We start from the raw sequence: 23,526 nt of genomic DNA, 5'->3' as shown, positions 1-23,526 counted from the left end.
TCGAAACATGTCGGGCCTTGTTGGACGTCCGGCACTGTGCTGGAATTCCCCGGACCGCCGTATCAACAGATGCCGGCGCGCAGGGGGGAGCGTGCGATCGCCGAGCGGCGGCGGCCAATGGGTATCCGCCGGGGGGCGGTACTCCGAAGACTCGACACCGTCCTGCCGCCCGTGCGGGGGACGCCTGGTCCAGAGGTTGCGACGCTAGTGCAGGGACGTTTCAAGAGGGATGGCGGCGCTGCGGGCGACCCGGAGCAGCGCGGTGGGGCCGAACACGGTCCCGCCCGCCGGGATGAAACCGCAGACGCCGGAACCGCGGGCGCGCAGAGCGACGTCACGCCGGGAATCGGTGTGCGCACCGGCCCGAAGCACGGCTCTCGAATAGCCATGCGCAACTGGCGCATCAGCACTCGTCTGGTGTCGCTGCTCGCGCTGCCGGTGGTCGCCGCGACCACGCTGGGTGCGCTCCGCATCCAGAGCTCGCTGGAGAACGTGCAGCAACTGGAGGCCATGACCTCGCTGACCGACCTCACGGAGCAGGCGACCAAGCTCGCCGCCGCGCTCCAGGAGGAGCGGGACGCCTCGGCCGGGCCGCTGTCCAGCACGCCCAGGGACCTTGACGACGACAACATCAAGGCATCCCAGGCGAAGACCAAGCTGGCGCGTACGGCCTACATCGCCGCCGCCAACGAGGTCTCGCCGGACCTCACGGGCGTCAACGCCTCGCTGTCCGTGATCGGCCGCAACCTCCAAGAGCTGAACTCCATCCGCGAGCGTGCGTACGAGGATCACGGCTACATCTCGCAGACCGTCAGCGACTACAACGACATCATCCAGTCGCTGATCGACCTCTCCCAGGAACTGGCCGAGGCGACCGGTAACCCGGACATGATCGCGAGCACCCGCGCGCTGGCGGCCTTCTCGGCCGCCAAGGAGTACGACTCCATCCAGCGCGCCGTGGTCAGTGCCGCGCTCGCCGACGACCGCAAGCTCAGCTCCGCCGACTTCCGTTACCTCTCGGGCGTCCACCGGTCCGAGAACACGGAGCTGAAGCAGTTCAGCCAGATCTACGGCCGGGCGAACGCCGCTGACCTGCTCAAGGGCCTCAACGGCGGCAACGACATCGTCACCAAGGTCGACGACCAGGTCGAACGCATCACGGCCTCCGAGTCCAGCATCCAGAACTTCAAGGGCACCTCGTACCTGGACTGGGACGACGACGCCAAGACCAAGCTCCAGGTCATGGGCCAGATCGAGCAGACCCTGCTGCAGCAGATGCAGCAGAAGGCCCTGACGCTGCGGGACGAGGCCCAGCAAGAGGCCATCCTCAGCGGCGCCCTGATCCTCCTCGTCCTCGGCATCTCGGTCGTCGGCGCCTTCGTCGTCGCCCGGTCGATGGTCCGCTCGCTGCGCCGGCTGCAGGACACCGCCCAGGAAGTCGCCCAGAAGCGACTGCCCGAGCTGGTCAAGCAGCTCTCCGAGTCCGACCCGCAGGACGTCGACACCTCGGTCGAGTCGATCGGCATCCACACCCGCGACGAAATCGGCCAGGTGGCCCGCGCGTTCGACGAGGTCCACCGCGAGGCGGTCCGTCTCGCCGCCGAGCAGGCGCTGCTGCGAGGGAACGTCAACGCGATGTTCACCAACCTCTCGCGCCGCAGCCAGGGCCTGATCCAGCGTCAGCTGAGCCTGATCTCCGAACTGGAGTCCCGCGAGGCCGACCCGGACCAGCTGTCCAGCCTCTTCAAGCTCGACCACCTCGCGACCCGTATGCGCCGGAACGGCGAAAACCTCCTCGTCCTCGCGGGCGAGGAGCCCGGCCGCCGCTGGACCCGCCCGGTCCCGCTGGTCGACGTCCTCCGTGCCGCGGCCTCCGAGGTGGAGCAGTACGAGCGCATCGAGCTCACCTCGGTGCCGGCGGTGGAAGTCACCGGCCGCGTCGTCAACGACCTCGTCCACCTGCTCGCAGAGCTGCTGGAGAACGCGACCTCGTTCTCCTCCCCGCAGACCAAGGTGCGGGTCACCGGTCACGCGCTGCCCGACGGCCGCGTGCTGATCGAGATCCACGACACCGGCATCGGCCTCTCCCCGGAGGACCTCGCCGACATCAACGAGCGTCTCGCGAACCCGCCGACGGTGGACGTCTCCGTCTCCCGCCGCATGGGTCTGTTCGTGGTCGGCCGCCTGTCCCTGCGACACGGCATCCGGATCCAGCTGCGTCCGTCCGACTCGGGCGGCACCACCGCGCTCGTCATGCTGCCGGTGGACGTCACCCAGGGCGGTGCCAAGCCGCAGCCCGGCGCGGGCAACCGCGGCCAGCAGCCGGGCGGTACCCCCGCCGGCGCTCCGGGCGCACCCGCCCCGGCCATGGGCGGCGGCGGTACGGGCCTGGCCGGCATGCACCGCGGCGGCCACCGCGGCCAGGTGTCCGGTTCCGCGTCGCGTCCGGCCCTCAACTCCGGTCCCGGTATGGGCCCGCAGGGCGGCCGTCCGGCCGGCCCCGGCGCCCCGACGGGTCCCGGCCCGCAGCGCTCGGGCCCGAGCTGGGCGAACGAGCAGGTCCCCGGCGGCCAGGGCCGTCCGCAGCAGGCCCAGCAGCCGCAGCAGGCCCAGCAGCGCCCCGCCGCTCCCCCGCAGCGTCCGGCGGCCCCGCAGCCGATGGGCGCGGCCCACGGACCCGAGGCCGACATGCCGCGCGGTCACGAGGACCTGGAGTCCACGGCGCAGTTCGAGCGTCCGGACTTCAACGCGATGCCGCACGCGCCGCAGGCGTACGGCGGCCCGCAGGCCCCGCACATGCCGCAGGCCCCGCAGGCCCCGCAGATGCCGCAGGCCCCGCAGATGCCTCAGCACGGCGGCCAGGTCCCGCAGCAGCAGGGCCAGTTCACCCGCAGCGACGTCTTCCAGCGCCCCGCGGCGCCGCAGGCTCCTCAGTACCCGCAGGCACCTCAGTACCCGCAGGCGCCGGAGACCGCGTCGCCCGCTCCGGCGGCCCCGCAGGGCCCGCGGCACTCCGCGAGCTACGCCCAGGGCCCCGGTGGCGGGCACCAGCAGCGCCCCGCGGCCCCGCAGGCCGACCGGCAGCCGCTGCCGGCCGTCAACGAGCCGATGGCGCTGCCCCCGGCCCCGAGCCGCGCGGACGAGTCCAGCCCGATCTTCGACTCCCTCGAGTCGGACTGGTTCCGCACCGGTCGTGCGGAGCGCATGCAGCAGGTGCACGTCGAGAGTGGCCCGGTCGCGGCGCAGCAGAACGGACACGGCCAGAGCGCCGGCACGCCCACCCTGCCGCCGCAGCGCCCGCAGCAGCCCGCTCCGCAGCAGCACCAGCAGCAGCCGCAGCGGGCCCGCGCCGAGTACCCGGCGCCGCCCGCGCACCCGGCACAGCCCGCGCAGCCGCCGCAGCCCTCGCGGCGCGATTCGGCGGCGTGGCGGTCCTCGCCGAACGACGAGGTGTGGGAGCGCGCCGGCCAGGTGCGCCAGCCGTCCGCCGGCGGGGTCACCCCGTCCGGTCTGCCGCGGCGGGTCCCGAAGGCCAACCTCGTCCCGGGAGCCGGTGCTCCCCAGCAAGCCCCACAGGGCGGTCCGCAGATCTCGCGGGCGCCCGACGACGTGCGCGGACGCCTGACCAACCTCCGTCGCGGTATCCAGCAGGGCCGCCAGGCCGGTACGGGAACGACCGACGGCCGCGGCTTTGGCACCACTCACCAGCAGGAGCGTTAGTTGAGTCAGATGAGCCAGGCGGCACAGAATCTGAACTGGTTGATCACCAACTTCGTGGACAACACCCCCGGGGTGTCCCACACCGTGGTCGTATCCGCCGACGGCCTGCTGCTGGCCATGTCCGAGGGCTTCCCCCGTGACCGCGCCGACCAGCTGGCCGCGGTGGCCTCCGGCCTCACCTCGCTGACCGCGGGCGCGTCCCGCATCTTCGAGGGCGGCAGCGTCAACCAGACCGTCGTGGAGATGGAGCGCGGCTTCCTCCTCCTGATGTCGGTCTCGGACGGATCCTCACTCGCCGTACTGGCGCACCCCGAGTGCGACATCGGCCTCGTGGGCTACGAGATGGCCCTGCTCGTCGACCGAGCGGGCGCCGTTCTCACCCCCGACCTGCGCGCAGAACTCCAAGGCAGCCTGATGGGCTGAGCTCTGCGGAGCCCGGCCGAATGCACGCCCCATGACTACTCGCGACACGCGTCCGTTCTTACCCGGAGGACCATTCATGACCCCGCCGCCCGCCTCGCCCGGCCCGTACGGCGCGCCCCACCATGCGCCGTACGGGGATGAAGGCGACCAGCCGCTGGTGCGGCCGTACGCCATGACCGGTGGTCGCACCCGGCCCCGCTACCAGCTCGCCATCGAGGCGCTGGTCAGCACCAGCGCGGACGCGAGTGCCTTCCAGGGGCTACTCCCCGAACACCAGCGCATCTGCCACCTGTGCATGGAGATCAAGTCGGTCGCCGAGATCTCCGCACTGCTGGGGATCCCGCTGGGGGTGGCCCGGATTCTGGTGGCCGACCTGGCTGAGGCCGGTATGGTCGCCATCCACCAGCCGAGCAGCGGCGAGGCCGGCGGACAGCCTGATGTGACACTGCTCGAAAGGGTGCTCAGTGGACTTCGCAAGCTCTAGGCCGGGGCAGCAGGCGGCGTACGGTGCGCCGCCCGCGGCCCGGTCCACCACCTCGGCGAAGATCGTGGTGGCGGGTGGCTTCGGCGTGGGCAAGACCACGTTCGTCGGAGCGGTCTCGGAGATCAACCCGCTCCGCACGGAGGCCGTGATGACCTCGGCGTCCGCGGGCGTGGACGATCTGACGCACGTGGCCGACAAGACGACGACGACCGTGGCCATGGACTTCGGTCGTATCACGCTCGACGACGACCTGATCCTGTACCTGTTCGGTACGCCGGGCCAGGACCGCTTCTGGTTCATGTGGGACGACCTGGTCCGCGGCGCCATCGGCGCCGTCGTCCTGGTCGACACCCGCCGGCTGGCCGACTGCTTCCCGGCCGTCGACTACTTCGAGAACAGCGGCCTGCCGTTCGTCATCGCCCTCAACGGCTTCGACGGGCACCAGCCGTACACGCCGGACGAAGTCCGGGAAGCACTGCAGATCGGCCCGGACGCCCCCATCATCATCACGGACGCCCGGCACCGCGCCGAGGCGAAGAGCGCGCTCATCACGCTCGTCGAACACGCGTTGCTCGCTCGTCTCAAGTAAGCCTTCCAGCTTGCCACTTCACGAAAGGACCGGCTGTGTCTTTTGACATGGCCGGTCCTTCTGTTCATAACGTTTCGACCGCGAATCGGAACAAGCCGAACACCGCCCGCGCCCAGTCGGCTTCACTGCGCATACATCCCCACAGCGAATTGCCACCGCTTTACGCTTATGCCCCCTTTGACCGGCCCGTGATCATGGCTTCGCAGTCCTCGCCGGAGGTTTGTGGAGCACCCCCATGACGTGCTGGAATTCATCGAAACCCGAGAGTAGGAACGGCGCCGCCCGCGCCGTCGCCGAGAGGTTGTTGGTCGAGTGAGGAACACGAGGCGAGCAGAGCCGGGTCCCGCGGACCACCCGCGTGGCAATTTCACCCCGCCTGCGCGGTACGGCACGGCACAGGCCACCGCCCCCGAGGCCACACCTGCCCCCGAGCCGGCGGCGAGCGCGGGAAGCCGCTTCGCCATGCGCAACTGGCGGGTGGCCACCCGTCTGAACGTCATCCTCCTCATCCCGGTGCTGGTCGCCCTGGTCTTCGGCGGCTTCCGGGTGCAGAGCTCGGTGAAGACCTGGCAGGACGCGGACGACGCGGTGCGGACCGCCAACGCCGTGCGTGCCGCCGTGGACTACGCCAACGCCATCCTGAACGAACGCGACCTCAGCGTGGTTCCGCTGCTGGCCGGCGACGCCGACAACAAGACCGTCGTCGCGACCCGCGCGGCCACCGACCAGGCCGCCGCCAAGTTCGACGCGGCCGTCACCGAGCTGCCCGTGAACGACCGGCTGCAGCGCCGCGTGGCGAACATCCGCGAGGGCGAGAAGGTCCTGGCGAAGCTGCGCGACACGGCCTTCACCCGGCAGCTCCCTGGCGTGCAGACCGAGGAGAAGTACGTCGAGGTCCAGCACCCGCTGATGGAGCTGGCGAACGAGCTCGGCTTCGGCACCAACAGCGTCGCCTCCTACGGCCGCACCCTCTACGCGCTCGAACTGTCGAAGGCCGCCGAGTCGCTGACCCGCTCCATAGGCACCCACCTCCTCGTCGAGGACCGCAGCAAGCTCGCCGACGGTGAGCTGCGGCTCCAGCTCACCGCCTTCACCTCGTACGCCTACCTGCAGCAGGTCGCCCTCGAGGAGTACCGGGGCGGTGGCACCGACGCGGACTACCAGCGGCTGCAGAGCGAGCAGGCCGCGGCCCTGCAGAAGGGCAAGGAGCAGGTCGCCCAGGCCGCCGAGGCGGCCAAGCAGGCCGGTCAGCCCTTCAAGGCGCCGCCGAGCCTGGAGAACATGATCAAGCTGATCGCCTCCGGTCAGGACCCTGAGCAGCTCAAGGGCCAGGGCGTGACCGCTGAGAGCTGGTTCGGCGCGTCCACCCTCGCCTTCGACGCCTACAAGAACGTCGAGCAGCACCTGGCCAACCAGGCGTACAACGACTCGAGCGACATCGCCGACAGCGCCCGCATCGACGCCATCGTCAACTCCGCCGTCGTGCTGATCGCGCTGATCATCGCCTTCATCGTGGCCGCGATGGTCGCCCGCTCCATGAGCAACAGCATGCGCCGCCTGCGCACCTCGGCCTTCGAGGTCGCCGAGCAGCGCCTGCCCAGCCTGGTCGACCAGCTCTCCCGCACCGACCCGGGCAAGGTCGACACCCGCGTCCAGGCGATCCCGATCACCTCGAACGACGAGATCGGCGAGGTCGCCCGCGCCTTCGACCAGATCCACCGCGAGGCGGTACGGCTCGCCGCCGAGCAGGCCCTGCTCCGCGGCAACGTCAACGCGATCTTCACCAACCTCTCCCGCCGCAACCAGGGCCTCATCCAGCGCCAGCTGACGCTGATCACGGACCTGGAGAACAACGAGGCGGAGCCGGACCAGCTGGAGAACCTCTTCAAGCTGGACCACCTGGCGACCCGTATGCGCCGCAACGGCGAGAACCTCCTGGTCCTCGCCGGCGAGGAGCCCGGCCGCCGCTGGAACCAGCCCGTCCCGCTGGTCGACGTGCTCCGCGCCGCGGCCTCCGAGGTGGAGGCGTACGCCCGTATCGAGCTGGTCGGCATCCCGGAGACCGAGATCCACGGCACCGCCGTGACCGACCTCGTGCACCTGCTGGCCGAGTTGCTGGAGAACGCCACCACGTTCTCCTCGCCGCAGACCAAGGTGCGCGTCACCGCGACCCGGCTGCCGGACGGCCGCGTCATGGTCGAGATCCACGACAAGGGCATCGGCCTCACGGCCGAGGACTTCGCGGACATCAACCACAAGCTGGCCGACCCGCCGATCGTCGACGCCTCGATCTCCAAGCGCATGGGCCTGTTCGTGGTCGGCCGCCTGGCCGACCGGCACGGCATCCGCGTCCAGCTCCGCCCCTCCGGCGAGCAGGCGGGCACCACCTCGCTGGTCATGCTCCCCGAGCCGATCACCCACGGTGGCGGCGGCGAGGAGACGCCGCTGGACGACGACTTCACCGTCTCCCGGATCGTGCCGGAGCTCGAGACCCCGCAGTTCGACGCCTATGGGCCGACCGCCGCCGAACTCGGCTTCGACGACTCGCGCTACGAGCGCGTCGAGGTCCCGAACGACGCGCGCTCGCTCGACCCGGTCGGCCGCTCCCTCATGCGCGACCAGCGCCGCGCCCAGCTCGAGGCCGCGGCCGGCGACCGCACCGGGGAGCGCCCGCCCTTCGAGGGGGAGGCGCAGGAGCAGGGCTCCTTCCAGGACGGCTACCAGGAGGCCGGCGCCGAGGCCGCCTTCCAGGAGACTCCCTTCCAGGACAACGGCTTCCCGGCCAACGGCTACGCCGAGCAGGGCTACCAGGAGCCGCAGGCCCAGCCGTTCCCGGAGCAGCACGGCTACGACGCGCAGACCGGGTTCCAGGAGCCGGCGTACACCGAGGGCGCCTACGCGGAGCAGGGGTACGCCGCTCCGCAGAACGGCTACGCCCAGGACGGCTGGCAGCAGCAGAACGGCTACGCGCAGGAGCAGTGGACGCCGGCGCCCGGCGGCGAACTGCCGCAGGCGGCCCCGCAGCAGGGCTTCCCCGCTCAGGCCGCGACCGATTCCGGCGCAGCCGCCCCCTTCGGGGCGCCGGAGCGCGTAGGCTTCGACCAATCGGGCCCGACCACCGGCCCGCTGCAGTCCTCGGTGACCGACGCGGGCCTGCCGCGCCGCGACCGCGGATGGCAGCAGTCCGGCCCGGCGGCCCCGGCGCAGCCGGAACCCCAGTCGGCGGACGCCTTCCCCGCGCAGCCGGCGCCCTCCGCACCGGCGCCGGACGGAGAGTCGTCCTCCGACTGGCGCTCCACGAACGACGAGAACTGGCAGCGGGCCGAACAGGCCCGTAAGCCCAAGGCGGGCGGGGTCACCCCCTCCGGCCTGCCCCGGCGGGTCCCCAAGGCCAACCTGGTCCCGGGCACCGCCCAGCAGACTCCGCAGGGTGGACCGATGGTCTCCCGTGCACCCGAGGACGTCCGCGGCCGGCTGAGCAATCTCCGGCGCGGTGTCCAGCAGGGACGCACTGCGGGAACTGACACGAACGGCCAGGGCTTCGGCCCCAAGCACCAGGAGCGTTAGTTGAGTCCGATGAGCCAGGCGGCACAGAACCTGAACTGGTTGATCACCAGTTTCGTGGACCAGACCCCAGGGGTCTCCCATACGGTTGTGGTCTCTGCCGACGGCCTGCTGCTGGCGATGTCCGAAGGATTCCCGCGGGACCGCGCGGACCAGCTGGCCGCGGTGGCCTCCGGTCTGACCTCGCTGACCGCGGGTGCCTCGCGCATCTTCGAGGGCGGCCACGTGAACCAGACCGTCGTGGAGATGGAGCGCGGCTTCCTCTTCATCATGTCCGTCTCGGACGGTTCCTCGCTGGCCGTGCTGGCGCACCCGGAGTGCGACATCGGCCTCGTGGGCTACGAGATGGCCCTGCTGGTCGACCGGGCGGGCAATGTGCTCACCCCCGATCTGCGTGCGGAATTGCAGGGCAGCCTGCTCAACTGACTGACAGGCATGCGGGCGCGTCTGGGGACCCGTAGGGTTTTCAGACGCGCTACCCAGCTGGAGGAGGAACCGTGGCAACGCCCCCAGGCGGAGATCAGTACGGCAATCACCAACAGCAGCCGCCCCTCAAGCGGTTCAACTTCCCCTCGGCACCAAGCCAGGACCCACCCCCCTCCCATGGCGGGGAAAACCCCGGTCCCGGCCCCATGCCGCCGCACCGGCAGCCGAGGATCCAGCCGTACGAACCCCCGCAGGCGCCACCGCCTCGGACAGCGCAGACCGGGCGGGCCAGGACGCCGTCCGGTCTGGTACGCCCCTACGCCATGACCGGTGGCCGCACCCGGCCGCGCTACCAGCTCGCCATCGAGGCTCTGGTCAGCACGACCGCCGACCCGGCGCAGCTGCGGGGCCAGTTGCCGGAGCACCAGCGGATCTGCATCCTCTGCCGGGAGATCAAGTCGGTCGCGGAGATCTCCGCGCTCCTCTCCATCCCCCTCGGCGTCGCCCGAATCCTCGTCGCCGACCTGGCGGAGGCCGGGCTCGTCGCCATTCACCAGCCCGGTGGCGACGATGCCTCGGGCGGACAGCCAGACGTGACACTGCTCGAAAGGGTGCTCAGTGGACTTCGCAAGCTCTAGCGGTCCAGCTCGCTCAACCACCTCGGCGAAGATCGTGGTGGCGGGCGGCTTCGGCGTGGGCAAGACCACGTTCGTCGGTGCCGTATCGGAGATCAACCCGCTGCGTACCGAAGCCGTGATGACCTCCGCCTCCGCGGGGATCGACGATCTGACGCACGCGCCGGACAAGACCACCACGACGGTGGCGATGGACTTCGGCCGTATCACCCTCGACGAGGACCTGATCCTCTACCTGTTCGGTACGCCGGGCCAGGACCGCTTCTGGTTCATGTGGGACGACCTGGTGCGCGGCGCCATCGGCGCGGTCGTCCTGGTGGACACCCGCCGGCTGGCCGACTGCTTCCCGGCCGTCGACTACTTCGAGAACAGCGGCCTGCCGTTCGTCATCGCCCTCAACGGCTTCGACGGGCACCAGCCGTACGCCCCGGAGGAGGTCCGCGAGGCCCTCCAGATCGGTCCCGAGGCGCCGATCATCATCACCGACGCCCGGCACCGCGCCGAGGCGAAGAGCGCGCTCATCACGCTCGTCGAGCACGCCCTGATGGCGCGGCTGCGGTAGCGGTACCCGCTCCCTGCACGACGCGAAAGGCCCCGCACGAGATGTGCGGGGCCTTCGCGTTGCCCGAGCCGCGGACGGCGCCGCGCTCGTGCTGCGGGCCGCCCTGGACGCGTCGAGGTGCCCCGGTACGACGACGGCGGCGCGGCACCCGTGAGGGGTGCCGCGCCGCCGTGCGGAGCCGGAGGGTCAGCTGCGCCAGCTGTGCGGCGCGCTGAAGCCGGACTGCCGCTCCAGGCGGCGCCAGCCGGCCGTGGAGCGGGGCTTGACGTACTCGGTCGCGTCCTGGCCCTGGGCCGCGGCGCGGGCGAGCAGGACCGCGGTGAGGGCGGCCAGCTCCTCGTCGCTGGCGTGGCCGCGCTCCACGCGCACGAGCGCGGCGGAGGTGCTGTCGGCAGGGGTGCTCACGGGGTTCGTCTCTCCCTTACTGGGGCGGGTTGCCGTGCTTGCGGGACGGCAGGTCGGCGTGCTTGGTGCGCAGCATCGCGAGCGAGCGGATGAGGACCTCGCGCGTCTCGGCGGGGTCGATCACGTCGTCCACCAGGCCGCGCTCGGCGGCGTAGTAGGGGTGCATCAGCTCGGACTTGTACTCCTTCACCATGCGGGCGCGCATGGCGTCGGGGTCGTCGGCCTCGGCGATCTGCCGGCGGAAGATCACGTTGGCGGCGCCTTCGGCGCCCATGACGGCGATCTCGTTGGTCGGCCAGGCGTAGGTCAGGTCGGCGCCGATCGACTGGCTGTCCATGACGATGTAGGCACCTCCGTACGCCTTCCGCAGGATCAGCGAGATCCGCGGCACGGTCGCGTTGCAGTACGCGTACAGCAGCTTGGCGCCGTGCCGGATGATGCCACCGTGCTCCTGGTCGACGCCCGGCAGGAAGCCGGGGACGTCCAGAAGGGTGATGAGCGGGATGTTGAAGGCGTCGCACATCTGCACGAAGCGCGCGGCCTTCTCGCTGGCCTCGATGTCGAGGACGCCGGCGAGGGAGGCGGGCTGGTTGGCGATGATGCCGACGACCTGGCCGTCGAGGCGGGCCAGGGCCACGATGATGTTGGTCGCCCAGCGCTCGTGGATCTCCAGGTACTCGCCGTCGTCGACGAGTTCCTCGATCACCTGGTGCATGTCGTACGAGCGGTTGCCGTCGGCCGGGACGATGTCCAGCAGGACGTCGGAGCGCCGGTCGGCCGGGTCCGCGGCGGGGGCCGACGGGGGGTTCTCGCGGTTGTTCTGCGGCAGCATCGACAGCAGGTAGCGGACCTCCTCCAGGCAGGTCTGCTCGTCGTCGTACGCGAAGTGCGAGACACCGGAGACCTCGGAGTGGACGTCGGCGCCGCCGAGCCCGTTCTGGGAGATCTTCTCGCCGGTGACGGCCTGGACGACGTCCGGGCCGGTGATGAACATCTGGGAGGTCTCCCGGACCATGAACACGAAGTCGGTCAGGGCCGGGGAGTACGCGGCGCCGCCGGCGCAGGGGCCGAGCATCACGGAGATCTGCGGGATCACACCGGAGGCGCGGGTGTTGCGCTGGAAGATGCCGCCGTAGCCGGCGAGCGCCGAGACGCCCTCCTGGATGCGGGCGCCGGCACCGTCGTTGAGCGAGACCAGCGGGGCTCCGGCCGCGATGGCCATGTCCATGATCTTGTGGATCTTGCTGGCGTGGGCCTCGCCCAGCGCGCCGCCGAAGATCCGGAAGTCATGGGCGTACACGAAGACGGTCCGTCCGTGGACGGTGCCCCAGCCGGTGATGACACCGTCGGTGTAGGGCTTCTTCGACTCCAGGCCGAATCCGCTGGCGCGGTGCCGGCGCAGCGGCTCCACCTCGTTGAAGGAGCCCTCGTCGAGCAGCAGCTCGATGCGCTCACGCGCGGTCAGCTTGCCCTTGGCCTTCTGGGCCTGGGTTGCCTTCTCGCTGGGGCCGAGCCGGACCTGCTCGCGGATGGCGTGCAGCTCCGCGACGCGCCCGCGCGCGTCATTCGCCGGCTGCGCGGCCTCTTCGGCCTCTTCGGCCTCGGCGGGCTGGGTCGGCACCTCGTCCAAAACGCTCATGCCATCGACCATACGAGCGGAGGGCCGTCAAAATCGGCGTCGACTTCGTACAGTGTCCGGACCCGCTTCATGGAGCATCTGGACAGAACCAACACAAGAAAGGCCCCGCACGGCACGTGCGGGACCTTTTCTTTGTAGCGGTCGTCCACCCGGACTCAACGGGATCGCTACCTTCCGGACACCGCCTCGGCCAGCGCAAGGACACGCCGGGCGTCATCCACATGGAGGTTCTCGATCATCCGGCCGTCCACCGTGACCACCCCCCGGCCCTCGGCCACGGCCTCCTCGAAGGCCTCGATGATCCGCCGCGCCCTGTCGGCCTCCTCCGGCGACGGGGCGAACACCCTGTTGCAGACCTCCACCTGCCGGGGGTGGATCAGGGTCTTCCCGTCGAAGCCGAACCGCCGGCCCTGGACGCACTCCGCCTCGAAGCCGCTCTCGTCGGTGACGTCGTTGTAGACACCGTCCAAAATCACCTTGCCGGCCTCGCGCGCACCCAGAAGGGCGAGAGAGAGCCCGGTGAGGAGCGGGGCCCGGCCCGGGACGTGCTCGGCGTGCAGCTCCTTGGCGAGGTCGTTGGTGCCCATGACCAGTACGCGCAGCCGCTCGGAGGCCGCCGCGACGGCACGGGCGTCCAGCATCGCGCGCGGGGTCTCCACCATCGCCCAGATGGCCGTGTGGTCCGGGGCTCCCGCGGCCTCCAGGGCGCGCTCGACGGCGTGCACCGTCGCGGCCGAGTCGACCTTGGGGACGACCACGGCGTCCGGCCCCGCCTCGGCGGCGGCCCGCAGATCGTCCTCGTGCCAGGGCGTACCGGGCGAGTTCACCCGGATGGTGACCTCCCGGTACCCGTACTCGCCGGAGGCGGCGGCCGCGGCGACCCTCTTGCGGGCCTCGGGCTTGGCGTCCGGCGCGACGGAGTCCTCCAGGTCGAGGATGAGCGCGTCGGTGGGAAGGGTCTTCGCCTTCTCCAGGGCGCGCTCGTTCGCGCCGGGCATGTAGAGGACGGAGCGGCGCGGCCGCAGGATCGCGTCGGTCATCGGTTCTGCTCCTGCTCCTTGAACGCGGCCTCGTACGCCTGCGCCAGCTCCGGGTCGCGGTCGGCCAGCGCCTCCGCGAGCTCGACGACGACGCGGCACTGCTTGACCGTGGCGTCGTCCTGCATCTTGCCGTCGATCATCACGGCGCCGGTGCCGTCGCCCATGGCGTCGATGACCCTGCGCGCCCAGGCCACGTCGGCGGGCGCCGGGGAGAAGACCCGCCTGGCGATGTCGATCTGCACCGGGTGCAGGCTCCACGCGCCGACGCAGCCGAGCAGGAAGGCGTTGCGGAACTGGTCCTCGCAGGCGGTGGTGTCCTTGATGTCGCCGAAGGGCCCGTAGTACGGCAGGATCCCGTGCGCGGCGCAGGCGTCGACCATGCGCGCGATCGTGTAGTGCCACAGGTCCTGCTGGAAGGTCAGCCGCGGCAGCTCCAGGTCCGGATCCTTCGGGTCCTCCCGCACGAGGTACCCGGGGTGACCGCCGCCGACGCGGGTGGTCTTCATGCGGCGGCTCGCCGCGAGGTCGGCGGGGCCGAGGGAGATGCCCTGCATCCGGGGGCTGGCCCCGGCGATCTCCTCGACGTTCGCGACGCCCGTCGCGGTCTCCAGGATCGCGTGGACGAGGATCGGCCGCCCGATGCCCGCCTTGGCCTCCAGCTGGGCCAGCAGCCGGTCGACGTAGTGGATGTCCTCGGCGCCCTCGACCTTGGGCACCATCACGACGTCGAGCTTGTGGCCGATCTCGGTGACCAGGGTCAGCAGGTCGTCCAGCGCCCACGGCGAGTCGAGGCTGTTGATCCGGGTCCACAGCTGGGTGCCGCCGAGGTCGTGGGCCTTGGCCGTGGCGACCAGCCCCGCACGGGCGGCCTCCTTGCGGTCGGCCGAGACGGCGTCCTCCAGATTGCCCAGCAGGACGTCCACCGTGGGGGCGATGGTGGGTACCTTCGCCGCCATCTTCTCGTTGCTCGGATCGAAGAAGTGGATCATCCGCGACGGCCGGAACGGCACTTCCCGTACGGGGGCCGGGGCCCCCACGGCCAGCGGTCGGAAGAAGTCCTTCGCGGAACGCATGCGGTCTCCCAGGGTTCGAGGGTGGGGAGCGTACGGCGCTCACCCTATGATCCGCGGGGTCCTCGCGTTACTGGTCGGTACGTGTGCCGTTGGTCACCGGTCGGCCGCCGGCGGCAGACGGTAGGTCAGGTCCGGCTCGCCCTCCTCGTTCGCGGTGCTCTCGCTGCCGGGGACGGCCAGGAAGCCGTGCCGTTCGTAGAACGCGCGTGCCGCGGTGTTGCGCCGGAAGACGTGCAACGACAGTGGGCCGTCCGGGTGGTGGCGCACGACCTCGTCGAGCAGTCGCGTGCCGATCCCGCGCCGGCGCACGTCGGGCCGCAGGTAGAGGTGCTCCAGCCAGTCGCCCCCGAGTGCCGCGAAGCCGAGCGCGGCCCCGGTCCCGGCCTCCTCCGCGAGCCAGACCCTGCACTGCTCCAGGACGATGTTCGCGACCCACCACCGGGTCTCCTCGTCGCTGTGCAGTCGGGGCAGCCAGGGCATGGCGGCCTGCCGGGAGGCCAGGAAGACCGCGGTGACGGCATCCGCGTCCGCGGCCCGCGCGGGTCGGATCCGCGGTGTCGTGTCGTCGGTCACGCGATGACCCTACTCCGGGCACGGGAGCGTGATCGAATGGGTTTCTCCACCCCGGGAAGGACCAGCCCCATGACCGCCGCTACCGTGCACTCGCTGACCTGCTACCCCGTCAAGGGCTGCGCCGGCGTGCCCCTGGCCGGCTCGGCCGTCACCGCGACCGGTCTGGTCCACGACCGTACGTTCATGGTGGTCGACGCGGCCGACGGATCCTTCCGCAGCCAGCGGACGCTCCCGCGGATGGCGGTCGTGCGCGCGGACGTCACCGACGACGGCAAGCACCTGGCGCTGTCGGCGCCCGGGGCCGGGGAACTGACGCTGGAAGTGGCGTACGCGGGGCCGCCGCGCGAGGTCGTCCTGTTCGACCGGCCGCTGGGGCCGGCCGTGGACCAGGGCGAGGAGGCCGCGCGCTGGTTCTCCGAGGCGCTGGGTGCGCCCTCGCGCCTGGTGCGGGTCCGTCCCGGCTTCGACCGGGACGGCTGGGGCGAGCACCCGGGCAAGGTCAACTTCGCCGACGCGCACGCCCTTTCCGTGGCCTCGCTGGCCTCGCTCGACGACCTCAACCGGCGCATCGCCGAACGCGGCGGCACGCCCGTGCCCGTGGACCGCTTCCGCCCCAACATCGTGGTCGCCGGCTGGAGCGAGCCGCACACCGAGGACCGGGTGCGGCTCATGGACGTCGGCACCGCCCGCCTCGGCTACTCCGTGCGCGCGATGCGCTGCTCCGTACCGCTGGTCGACCAGGCGACCGGCCGTACCGCCGGGCCCGAGCCGGTGCGCACCCTGGCCGGCTACCGGCGGGAGCCGGAGTACGGCAACAAGGTGAGCTTCGCGATGAAGGCGGCGGTGCTCCGGCCCGGCGCGATCGCGGTGGGCGACCCGGTGGAGGTCCGGGCCTGGGCGTGAGCGTCGTCAGGGTGCGGGACCGCCCGCGGCACGGCCGGGACCGTGCCGCGGGCGGCTCGCCCGGCACGGCTCAGCAGCCGCCGCAGTTGTAGTACAGGACGTCCCAGTGGTTGCCCTCGTCGGCGTAGATGTTGCCCGAGCCGGAGCGGTACTGGGGGGCGCCGTCACCGCGCAGGCCGATGTAGGTGAAGGCGCTGTGGATGTAGTTGGTGACGCAGCTGTTCTTGCCGTAGTCGAGCTTGTAGCCGTTCCAGTGCGAGTAGGTGCCGCTCGCGTGGCCGGTCTCGGTGCCGCCGGTGATGTTCAGGGCGCAGCCGGTCGCGCCCTTCAGGGTCACCGCGCCCTGGGCGGTGGCCAGGTTGAGCTGGTCGAAGGACGTGCATGTCGCGTTGTTGCGGTTGGAGCAGCCGCCTGACGAGGACCAGGTGATCCCGGCGTTGCGGAACATCGTCGTGGCCTGGGCGTGCGTCAGCTTCGTGACGGCGTAGGCGTCGTGGGACGCGGCGAGACCGACGCCGGGGGCGAACAGCACCCCGAGCGCGAGGACGAGCGCGCTCAGGACGGAGCGGAACTTCATGGGGATTCCTCCTGCTGGGGACCGTGCTTCCGGTGGGGCGGCGGTGCAGGTGGAGCAGGTGGGGCAGGAGGAGTGTGCCCGGTGTTCTACGCGCGTATGCGCGCCAGTTGGGGCGCACGCGCGCGGATCCCGCGGGGCGCTAGTGGTCGCACTTGGCGTTGTAGCCGACGTTGTAGCCGCTGGAGTAGCCCGACTTGTACTTCGCGTTCGTCGTCTCCGGGCTGTAGGAGTCGTAGTAAGAGCAGGACTTTCCGTCGAAGCGTCCGTCGAGGAGCCCGGCGTTGTAACCCTGCTGGTACTTCGGGTCGTCCTTGGTGGGAGCCTGCTGCGCGGACGCCGTCGCGTGGTGCGACGCGTCCGCGGACGCCGTTGCCGGGACCGCCGACGAGAACGCCAGCGCCGCGGCCGCGACGAGGGGGCTGGCCAGCAATGCGATGCTTCGCTTGGCGCGCATGAATTTCTTCTTCCCTGGAATCTGGTACGCGCGGACGGTGCGCTCGACCCGGCCGGGGGCGCATGGAACACATGCGGAGCGGGCCTGGAGAGCGAAATCTGCAATGCGGTGCGCCGGGCACCACGACAGCCGGTCGATTCCGGCTGCGCACGCCATCTGACCTGCGGATCAAGTCATCCCATGTCGATGACGCCGACAATTCGACCGTAACGACCCGGGCGCCGGGTGTCCACTCATGGACACTCGCTCTTCTTGGAAGCGCCAATCACCCGGAATTACCCGGCGTGAATTCCGGTGCCCATGGCAATTGTTTCGGCGCGGCAGCCGTGTCGCGTGACCGACGCCCTTCCGGGGCGGCGGACGCGGGTGATCACGCCGCGTCCGCCGCGTCGGGCCCCTCAGTCGTTCGCGCGCGGCTCCACGCCGGCGCGCAGCAGGCCGTACGCGTAGGCGTCCTCCAGTGCCTGCCAGGAGGCGGCGATGACGTTCTCGCCGACGCCGACGGTGGACCATTCGCAGCTGCCGTCGGAGGTGGAGACCAGCACCCGGGTGATGGACTCCGTGCCGTGCTTGCCCTCCAGGATGCGGACCTTGTAGTCCACCAACTCCAGCTTCGCCAGCTGCGGGTAGGTCCGCTCCAGCGCGACGCGCAGCGCGCGGTCCAGCGCGTTGACCGGGCCGTTGCCCTCGGCGGTGGCGACGATGCGCTGGCCGTCGGCCCACACCTTGACCGTCGCCTCGTTGGCGTGCGTGCCGTCGGGGCGGTCCTCGACGATGGCGCGCCAGGACTCGACCCGGAAGTAGTGCAGCGGCCTGCCCTCCACCTCCTCGCGCAGCAGGAGTTCGAAGGAGGCGTCGGCGGCCTCGTAGGTGTAGCCCGCGAGTTCGCGCTCCTTGACGCGCTCCACGACGCGGCCGACCAGCTCGCGGTCGTCGCCGAGGTCGATGCCGAGCTCCTTGCCCTTGAGCTCCACCGAGGCACGGCCGGCCATGTCGGAGACCAGCATGCGCATGGTGTTGCCGACGAGTTCCGGGTCGATGTGCTGGTAGAGGTCGGGGTCGACCTTGATCGCCGAGGCGTGCAGCCCCGCCTTGTGGGCGAAGGCCGAGATTCCCACGTAGGGCTGGTGGGTGGAGGGCGTGAGGTTGACGACCTCGGCGATGGCGTGCGAGATGCGGGTCATCTCGGCCAGCGAACCGGCGGGCAGGACCTTGCGGCCGTACTTGAGCTCCAGCGCCGCCACGACCGGGAAGAGGTTGGCGTTGCCGACCCGCTCGCCGTAGCCGTTGGCGGTGCACTGGACGTGGGTGGCACCCGCGTCGACGGCGGCGAGGGTGTTGGCGACGGCGCAGCCGGTGTCGTCCTGGGCGTGGATCCCCAGGCGGGCACCGGTGTCGGCGAGCACGGTGCGGACGACGGCGGTGATCTGGGCGGGGAGCATCCCGCCGTTGGTGTCGCACAGCACGACGACGTCCGCGCCGGCCTCGTGGGCGGCGCGCACGACCTCCTTGGCGTACCCCGGGTTTGCCTTGTAGCCGTCGAAGAAGTGCTCGCAGTCGACGAAGACCCGGCGTCCCTGGGAACGCAGGTGGGAGACGGTGTCCCGGACCATCTCCAGGTTCTCCTCGAGCGTGGTGCGCAGGGCCAGCTCGACATGCCGGTCATGGGACTTGGCGACCAACGTGATCACCGGGGCTCCCGACTCCAGCAGCGCCCTGACCTGCGGGTCCTCTGCGGCGTTACCGCCGGCGCGGCGCGTGGCGCCGAACGCCACCAACTGGGCGTGCCGCAGGTCCAGCTCCGCGGCGGCACGGGCGAAGAACTCGGTGTCACGCGGGTTGGCGCCGGGCCAGCCGCCCTCGATGAAGCCCACCCCGAAGTCGTCCAGGTGCCGGGCGATCGTCAGCTTGTCGGCGACGGTGAGGTTGATGCCCTCGCGCTGCGCGCCGTCGCGCAGCGTGGTGTCGAAGACGTGGAAGCTGTCGTCCAGTACGGCCGTCATGGTTCGTTCCAACTCCTGTCGGGTGAGTGGTTCCGGAAGACCGGGCTCCACTTGCCCCCATCATCCCTCGCGCTGCGCCGCCTCCGGCGCGGGTGGGCCGGGAAACGAAAAAACCCCTCGCGGGTGCGAGAGGTCTGCGCGCGGGTCTGGGACACGGTGGTCGCCTCCGCGATGGTCTGCGGTACGGCGATCACTGAGGACCGGCGCGCCTGCTGCCGATAATCATGGCGAACGAGGACACATCGGCAGTCTGCCACAGGACCCGCGGACGTGGGACACGGTCTCAGGATGCGGGCACCCGGTCGGCTGCGGGCCGGAACGGCCGCGTCCGGCCGGACCCCGGGCGGCCGCGCCGCCCCGGCCGTGAACCTTCCCTCAGCCCGCGGGGGCCGGGGTGAGGGCGTCGTCCAGGAACTCCTTGACGTGCTCCAGGGTCTGCCCGCGGTCCGTCCCCGGCAGCCCGATGACCAGGGGCACCCCGAACCCGTCCAGCAGCGCCCGCAGCCGTACGGTGAAGCGCTCGGGGTCCAGGGGCCGGAAGTCGCCGCGCGAGATGCCCTCGGCGAGCAGGGCGACCAGGTCGCGGTGCCAGACCAGTTCGAGATCCAGCTGGCGGCGCAGCACGTCCTCGGCGGCCGTCGTCCTGTTCCAGATCTCGGACCAGAGCGTCCAGCGCGGGTCGCGGCGCCCGTCGGGAAGGTAGAGGTCGATCACGGCGTCGAGCCGTTCCCGGGGGGCTGCGGGGCCGCCCAGCACCCGCCGGCGCTCGGCGGCGAGCTGCGCCTCGCTCCATTCGAGGGTCTGCAGCAGCAGCTCCTCCTTGCTGCCGAAGTAGTAGAGGACGTGGCCGCTGCTCATGCCGACCTGCCGGCCGAGGCCCGCGATGGTCAGCTCGGCCAGCCCGCGCTCGGCGATGGTCGCCATGGCGGCGGCCATCACGTCCTCGCGCGGCTGCTTGAGCCGCCGCCGCGGGCGGGCGGGTCCGGTCACTGTTCCTCCGGAGGCGGTGGGGTCACACCTGGGGCTGCTGCTGGGTCACGCAATGAATACCACCACCGTGGGCGAAGATCGTACGAGCGTCCACCAGCACGACCTCCCGCTCCGGGAGGAGCCGCTCGAAGACGGCCTTGTTGACCTCGTCGGCGGGGTCGTCGAAGGCGCACAGCACCACGGCGCCGTTGCAGAGGTAGTGGTTGACGTAGGAGTAGTCGACCAGCTCGCCGTCCACCTCCCGGACCTGCGGCGCGGGCAGTTCCACGACCTCCAGCGGCCGGCCCCGGGCGTCGGTGGCGGCCCGCAGCAGGGACGCGACCTCCCGGGAGACGGCGTGGTCGGGGTGGGCCGGGTCCTGCTGGCTGTGGACGACGACCACGCCGGGACGGACGAAGGCCGCCACGATGTCGACGTGCCCGCGGGTGCCGAAGCGCCCGTAGTCCGCGGTGAGACCGCGGGGCAGCCAGATCGCCTTGCGGGTGCCGAGGAAGGCGTGGACCTCGGCCTCCGCCCGCTCCCTCGTCCAGCCCGGGTTGCGGCCCGGGTCGAGTTGCACGGTCTCCGTGAGCAGCACGGTGCCCTCGCCGTCGACATGGATGCCGCCGCCCTCGTTGACGAAGGAGGTGGCGTAGCGGGCGGCGCCGGCCCGCCCGGCGACGAAGGCGCCGATCTCCGCGTCGTGCCCCCAGGCCGCCCATTCCTGGGCGCCCCAGCCGTTGAACGCCCAGTCGGCGGCCGCGAGGCGCCCGCCGCCGGTCAGGAAGGTCGGGCCCGTGTCACGCATCCAGGCGTCGTCCAGCGGCGCCCCGGCGACCATGACGTCCGCGCCGCCGGAGCCGAGCAGCTCCCGGGCGCCCGCCGTGTCCTCGGGCCGGGCCACGACGGTCACGGGCTCGAAGCGGGCCACCGTCAGGGCCACCTCGGCCCAGGCGGCGCGGGACTCGGCGAGGTCGTCCGCGCCGTCGAAGGTGACGCTCGGCGACGGCCACGCCATCCAGGTGCGGGTGTGCGGGGCCCACTCGGGCGGCATGGTGTAGCCGTCGGCGGCGGGGGTGCTGGGCATGGCGCTGGTCCTCGTCACAAGAAGTAGAGACGGCTGAGCGACACCTGCTCCGCGGGCTCGGAGCGCAGCGGGTCGCCGTCGAGGGTCACCAGGCCCGTCGTACCGTCCACGTCCACCTGCCCGGTACGGGAGTTGAGGACGAGGTCGGCCGGACCGATGCCGCGGGTGCCGCGCACGGCGACCCGGCGGCGCCGGGTGGGCATCCGGTCGTGCTCCAGCTCCAGTGCGGGGCGGGCCACGAACGCCACGGACAGGTCGGCGGCGGTGGCGCCGTGGGCCCCGAACAGCGGGCCGAGGACGAGCGGTTCGCAGGTGTCGGTGGCGGCGTTGGGATCGCCGGTGACCCCGTACGCGGGGAAGCCGGACTTGAGCACCATCTGCGGCTTGGCGCCGAAGTACTGCGGCCGCCAGAGCACGATGTCGGCGAGCTTGCCGACCTCGATCGAGCCGATCTCGTGGGCGAGGCCGTGGGCGATCGCCGGGTTGAGGGTGAGCTTGGCGACGTAGCGCAGCACGCGGACGTTGTCGTCGTCCGGGCCGTCCCCTTCCAGCGGACCGCGCTCGGCCTTCATCTTCCCGGCCAACGCGAAGGTGCGGCGCACGGTCTCGCCGGCGCGGCCCATGCCCTGGGCGTCGGAGGAGGTGATGCCGATCGCGCCCAGGTCGTGCAGTACGTCCTCGGCGCCCATCGTGCCGGCGCGGATGCGGTCGCGGGCCATGGCCGCGTCGCCCGGCAGGTCGGGCTTGAGGTCGTGGACGGAGACGATCATCCCGTAGTGCTCGCCGACCGCGTCCCGGCCGAAGGGCAGGGTGGGGTTGGTGGAGGAGCCGATGACGTTGGGCACGCCCGCCATCTTCAGCACGTTGGGGACGTGCCCGCCGCCGCAGCCCTCGATGTGGAAGGCGTGGATCGTGCGGCCCTCCAGCACCCGCAGGGTGTCCTCCACGGACAGGCACTCGTTCAGGCCGTCGCTGTGCAGGGCGACCTGGACGTCGTACTCCTCGGCGACGCGCAGCGCGGTGTCCAGGGCGCGGCTGTGGGCGCCCATGTCCTCGTGGACCTTGAAGCCGCACGCTCCGCCCTCGGCGAGCGCCTCGACCAGCGGCGCCGGGTCGGAGGACGAACCTCGCCCGAGGAAGCCGATGTTGACGGGCCAGGCGTCGAAGGCGTTGAACGCGTGGCGCAGCGCCCAGGGCGAGTTGACGCCGACGCCCCAGACGGGCCCGAACTCCTGGCCGATGATCGTCGTGACCCCGGAGGCGAGCGAGGCCTCCATGATGCGCGGCGACAGCAGGTGGACATGGGTGTCCACGGCTCCGGCGGTGGCGATCAGCCCCTCGCCGGACACGATGGAGGTGCCCGTGCCGACCACGACGTCGACCCCGCCGAGGGTGTCGGGGTTGCCCGCCCGGCCGATGGCGTGGATGCGGCCCTCTCGGATGCCGACGGACACCTTGCGGATGCCGACGGCCGCGTCGATGACCAGTACGTTGCTGATCACCACGTCGCAGGTCTCGCGGACGGCGGCGGCCTTGAGCGCCAGTCCGTCGCGGGCGGTCTTGCCGAACCCGGCGAGGAACTCGTCCCCGGGCCGCTGGGAGTCCGACTCGACGCGGACCACCAGGCCCGAGTCGCCCAGCCTGACCCGGTCCCCGGCGCGCGGTCCGTGCACGGCGGCGTACTCGTGGGGGTCGATGCTCATCGCCGCGCTCCCAGGTATCCGCAGGCGGCGGCCCGCCGCAGCGCCTCCGCCTTCGCGCCGGGCGCGTCGAGCGGTCCGTCGACGAGCCCGGCGAAACCGACCACCACGCGGTCGCCACCGATCGGGACGAGCCCGACCTCCCGCTCCTCCCCCGGGCCGAAGCGCACGGACGAGCCGGCCGGGACGTGCAGCCGCATGCCGTACGCGGCCGAACGGTCGAAGTCCAGCCGGGGGTTGGCCTCGAAGAAGTGGAAGTGCGAGGTCACGCTGACCGGTACGGAGGCGGTGTTGCGCACGGCCACCAGCGCTTCCGGGGACCGCTCGGGCCGAGCCGGTCCGGGCAGCACGGCGCCGGGGGCCTGCGACCCCAGCGAGCCCCCGCCGATCGGGTCGGTGACGACGGCCAGCCGCGAGCCGTCGTCGAAGACGGCCTCCACGTGGACCTCGGTGACGACGTCCGCCACGCCGGGCAGTACGTCCGCGGGCCCGAGCACGGCACGGCCGGCCTCGACGGCCTCCGCGAGGCGCGCGCCGTCCCGCGCGGCCTCGCAGACCGCGTCGGCGATCAGTGCGGTGGCCTCGGGCACGTTGAGCCGCAGCCCGCGCGCCCGGCGGGCCCGGGCCAGCTCCGCCGCGCCGAACAGCAGCAGCCGGTCGCGCTCGGTCGGGGTGAGCCTCACGCCTGCGCACCTCCCAC

The 23,526-nt window shown here is 71.6% G+C and carries 21 protein-coding genes; 9 read left to right on the top strand and 12 right to left on the bottom strand.

From position 1 onward, the window contains the following. Positions 1 to 387 precede the first annotated feature (387 nt). From B085_RS0128735 to B085_RS0128700, 8 genes are all read left to right on the top strand, one after another. Positions 388 to 3,720: a nitrate- and nitrite sensing domain-containing protein gene (locus B085_RS0128735; protein WP_018562064.1), complete on the top strand. Its 3,333-nt coding sequence runs from the start codon at positions 388 to 390 to the stop codon at positions 3,718 to 3,720. A 9-nt stretch (positions 3,721 to 3,729) separates the two neighbouring features. After that, positions 3,730 to 4,143, top strand: a complete 414-nt coding sequence (locus tag B085_RS0128730) for a roadblock/LC7 domain-containing protein (protein WP_018562063.1) — start codon at positions 3,730 to 3,732, stop codon at positions 4,141 to 4,143. A gap of 76 nt (positions 4,144 to 4,219) precedes the next feature. Beyond that, positions 4,220 to 4,627 carry a DUF742 domain-containing protein gene (locus B085_RS0128725; protein WP_018562062.1) on the top strand — a complete coding sequence of 136 codons (408 nt, stop codon included), beginning with the start codon at positions 4,220 to 4,222 and terminating at the stop codon, positions 4,625 to 4,627. Then, on the top strand, positions 4,608 to 5,216 hold the full coding sequence (locus B085_RS0128720; RefSeq protein WP_078620110.1) for a GTP-binding protein: 609 nt from the start codon (positions 4,608 to 4,610) through the stop codon (positions 5,214 to 5,216). Before B085_RS0128725 ends, B085_RS0128720 begins: the two co-directional genes overlap by 20 nt. A gap of 462 nt (positions 5,217 to 5,678) precedes the next feature. Then, entirely contained in the window at positions 5,679 to 8,783 is a 3,105-nt protein-coding gene (locus tag B085_RS0128715) for a nitrate- and nitrite sensing domain-containing protein (RefSeq protein WP_018562060.1), read from the top strand. A gap of 9 nt (positions 8,784 to 8,792) precedes the next feature. Continuing rightward, on the top strand, positions 8,793 to 9,206 hold the full coding sequence (locus tag B085_RS0128710) for a roadblock/LC7 domain-containing protein (protein ID WP_018562059.1): 414 nt from the start codon (positions 8,793 to 8,795) through the stop codon (positions 9,204 to 9,206). Positions 9,207 to 9,277: 71 nt separating this feature from the next. Continuing rightward, positions 9,278 to 9,844, top strand: coding sequence for a DUF742 domain-containing protein (locus B085_RS47455; protein ID WP_078620109.1), 567 nt, complete (start codon positions 9,278 to 9,280; stop codon positions 9,842 to 9,844). Beyond that, positions 9,825 to 10,403 carry a GTP-binding protein gene (locus B085_RS0128700; protein WP_078620108.1) on the top strand — a complete coding sequence of 193 codons (579 nt, stop codon included), beginning with the start codon at positions 9,825 to 9,827 and terminating at the stop codon, positions 10,401 to 10,403. The genes B085_RS47455 and B085_RS0128700 overlap by 20 nt, the downstream gene beginning before the upstream one ends. Before the next feature lie 186 nt (positions 10,404 to 10,589). Here B085_RS0128700 and B085_RS0128695 read toward each other — a convergent pair whose 3' ends face one another. The 5 genes from B085_RS0128695 to B085_RS0128675 form a co-directional block, all read right to left on the bottom strand. Beyond that, entirely contained in the window at positions 10,590 to 10,808 is a 219-nt protein-coding gene (locus B085_RS0128695; protein WP_018562056.1) for an acyl-CoA carboxylase epsilon subunit, read from the bottom strand. 16 nt (positions 10,809 to 10,824) lie between these two features. Continuing rightward, positions 10,825 to 12,447 carry an acyl-CoA carboxylase subunit beta gene (locus B085_RS0128690; protein ID WP_026251541.1) on the bottom strand — a complete coding sequence of 541 codons (1,623 nt, stop codon included), beginning with the start codon at positions 12,445 to 12,447 and terminating at the stop codon, positions 10,825 to 10,827. A 167-nt stretch (positions 12,448 to 12,614) separates the two neighbouring features. Further along, positions 12,615 to 13,487 carry an HpcH/HpaI aldolase/citrate lyase family protein gene (locus B085_RS0128685; protein ID WP_018562054.1) on the bottom strand — a complete coding sequence of 291 codons (873 nt, stop codon included), beginning with the start codon at positions 13,485 to 13,487 and terminating at the stop codon, positions 12,615 to 12,617. After that, on the bottom strand, positions 13,484 to 14,560 hold the full coding sequence (locus tag B085_RS0128680; protein ID WP_018562053.1) for an HpcH/HpaI aldolase/citrate lyase family protein: 1,077 nt from the start codon (positions 14,558 to 14,560) through the stop codon (positions 13,484 to 13,486). Before B085_RS0128680 ends, B085_RS0128685 begins: the two co-directional genes overlap by 4 nt. A 93-nt stretch (positions 14,561 to 14,653) precedes the next feature. Continuing rightward, positions 14,654 to 15,133, bottom strand: coding sequence for a GNAT family N-acetyltransferase (locus B085_RS0128675; RefSeq protein WP_018562052.1), 480 nt, complete (start codon positions 15,131 to 15,133; stop codon positions 14,654 to 14,656). A 69-nt stretch (positions 15,134 to 15,202) separates the two neighbouring features. On the opposite strand from B085_RS0128675, the gene B085_RS0128670 reads away from it, so the two are divergent. Continuing rightward, a complete protein-coding gene (locus B085_RS0128670) occupies positions 15,203 to 16,036 on the top strand; it encodes an MOSC domain-containing protein (protein WP_018562051.1) in 834 nt (277 codons plus the stop codon). A gap of 70 nt (positions 16,037 to 16,106) precedes the next feature. On the opposite strand, the gene B085_RS0128665 is transcribed toward B085_RS0128670, so the two are convergent. The 7 genes from B085_RS0128665 to ureA form a co-directional block, all read right to left on the bottom strand. Further along, a complete protein-coding gene (locus tag B085_RS0128665; protein WP_018562050.1) occupies positions 16,107 to 16,613 on the bottom strand; it encodes a hypothetical protein in 507 nt (168 codons plus the stop codon). A 139-nt stretch (positions 16,614 to 16,752) separates the two neighbouring features. Further along, positions 16,753 to 17,067: a hypothetical protein gene (locus tag B085_RS0128660; protein ID WP_018562049.1), complete on the bottom strand. Its 315-nt coding sequence runs from the start codon at positions 17,065 to 17,067 to the stop codon at positions 16,753 to 16,755. A gap of 398 nt (positions 17,068 to 17,465) precedes the next feature. Beyond that, on the bottom strand, positions 17,466 to 19,070 hold the full coding sequence (cimA, locus tag B085_RS0128655; RefSeq protein ID WP_018562048.1) for a citramalate synthase: 1,605 nt from the start codon (positions 19,068 to 19,070) through the stop codon (positions 17,466 to 17,468). 375 nt (positions 19,071 to 19,445) lie between these two features. Continuing rightward, positions 19,446 to 20,060, bottom strand: a complete 615-nt coding sequence (locus B085_RS0128650; RefSeq protein WP_018562047.1) for a TetR/AcrR family transcriptional regulator — start codon at positions 20,058 to 20,060, stop codon at positions 19,446 to 19,448. A 22-nt stretch (positions 20,061 to 20,082) separates the two neighbouring features. Continuing rightward, a complete protein-coding gene (locus B085_RS0128645; RefSeq protein WP_018562046.1) occupies positions 20,083 to 21,126 on the bottom strand; it encodes an agmatine deiminase family protein in 1,044 nt (347 codons plus the stop codon). A 14-nt stretch (positions 21,127 to 21,140) separates the two neighbouring features. After that, complete coding sequence (locus B085_RS0128640) at positions 21,141 to 22,829, bottom strand: urease subunit alpha (protein WP_018562045.1); 1,689 nt, start codon at positions 22,827 to 22,829, stop codon at positions 21,141 to 21,143. Further along, positions 22,826 to 23,509: an urease subunit gamma gene (gene ureA / locus B085_RS0128635; RefSeq protein ID WP_018562044.1), complete on the bottom strand. Its 684-nt coding sequence runs from the start codon at positions 23,507 to 23,509 to the stop codon at positions 22,826 to 22,828. Before ureA ends, B085_RS0128640 begins: the two co-directional genes overlap by 4 nt. Positions 23,510 to 23,526 lie beyond the last annotated feature (17 nt).

Source organism: Streptomyces sp. BoleA5, from assembly GCF_000373665.1.
In the GTDB taxonomy this organism is placed as follows: domain Bacteria; phylum Actinomycetota; class Actinomycetes; order Streptomycetales; family Streptomycetaceae; genus Actinacidiphila.
This window is presented reverse-complemented; position numbering and strand designations above follow the sequence as displayed.

Bases quoted from the DNA above. Each gene is read 5' to 3' on its own strand.
- B085_RS0128670 (WP_018562051.1), top strand. From the start codon at position 15,203: ATGACCGCCGCTACCGTGCACTCGCTGACCTGCTACCCCGTCAAGGGC.
- cimA (WP_018562048.1), bottom strand. From the start codon at position 19,070: ATGACGGCCGTACTGGACGACAGCTTCCACGTCTTCGACACCACGCTG.
- B085_RS0128690 (WP_026251541.1), bottom strand. From the start codon at position 12,447: ATGAGCGTTTTGGACGAGGTGCCGACCCAGCCCGCCGAGGCCGAAGAG.
- B085_RS0128665 (WP_018562050.1), bottom strand. From the start codon at position 16,613: ATGAAGTTCCGCTCCGTCCTGAGCGCGCTCGTCCTCGCGCTCGGGGTG.
- B085_RS0128715 (WP_018562060.1), top strand. From the start codon at position 5,679: ATGCGCAACTGGCGGGTGGCCACCCGTCTGAACGTCATCCTCCTCATC.
- B085_RS0128725 (WP_018562062.1), top strand. From the start codon at position 4,220: ATGACCCCGCCGCCCGCCTCGCCCGGCCCGTACGGCGCGCCCCACCAT.
- B085_RS0128730 (WP_018562063.1), top strand. From the start codon at position 3,730: ATGAGCCAGGCGGCACAGAATCTGAACTGGTTGATCACCAACTTCGTG.
- B085_RS0128710 (WP_018562059.1), top strand. From the start codon at position 8,793: ATGAGCCAGGCGGCACAGAACCTGAACTGGTTGATCACCAGTTTCGTG.
- B085_RS0128680 (WP_018562053.1), bottom strand. From the start codon at position 14,560: ATGCGTTCCGCGAAGGACTTCTTCCGACCGCTGGCCGTGGGGGCCCCG.
- B085_RS0128735 (WP_018562064.1), top strand. From the start codon at position 388: ATGCGCAACTGGCGCATCAGCACTCGTCTGGTGTCGCTGCTCGCGCTG.
- B085_RS0128640 (WP_018562045.1), bottom strand. From the start codon at position 22,829: ATGAGCATCGACCCCCACGAGTACGCCGCCGTGCACGGACCGCGCGCC.
- B085_RS0128685 (WP_018562054.1), bottom strand. From the start codon at position 13,487: ATGACCGACGCGATCCTGCGGCCGCGCCGCTCCGTCCTCTACATGCCC.
- B085_RS0128645 (WP_018562046.1), bottom strand. From the start codon at position 21,126: ATGCCCAGCACCCCCGCCGCCGACGGCTACACCATGCCGCCCGAGTGG.
- B085_RS0128660 (WP_018562049.1), bottom strand. From the start codon at position 17,067: ATGCGCGCCAAGCGAAGCATCGCATTGCTGGCCAGCCCCCTCGTCGCG.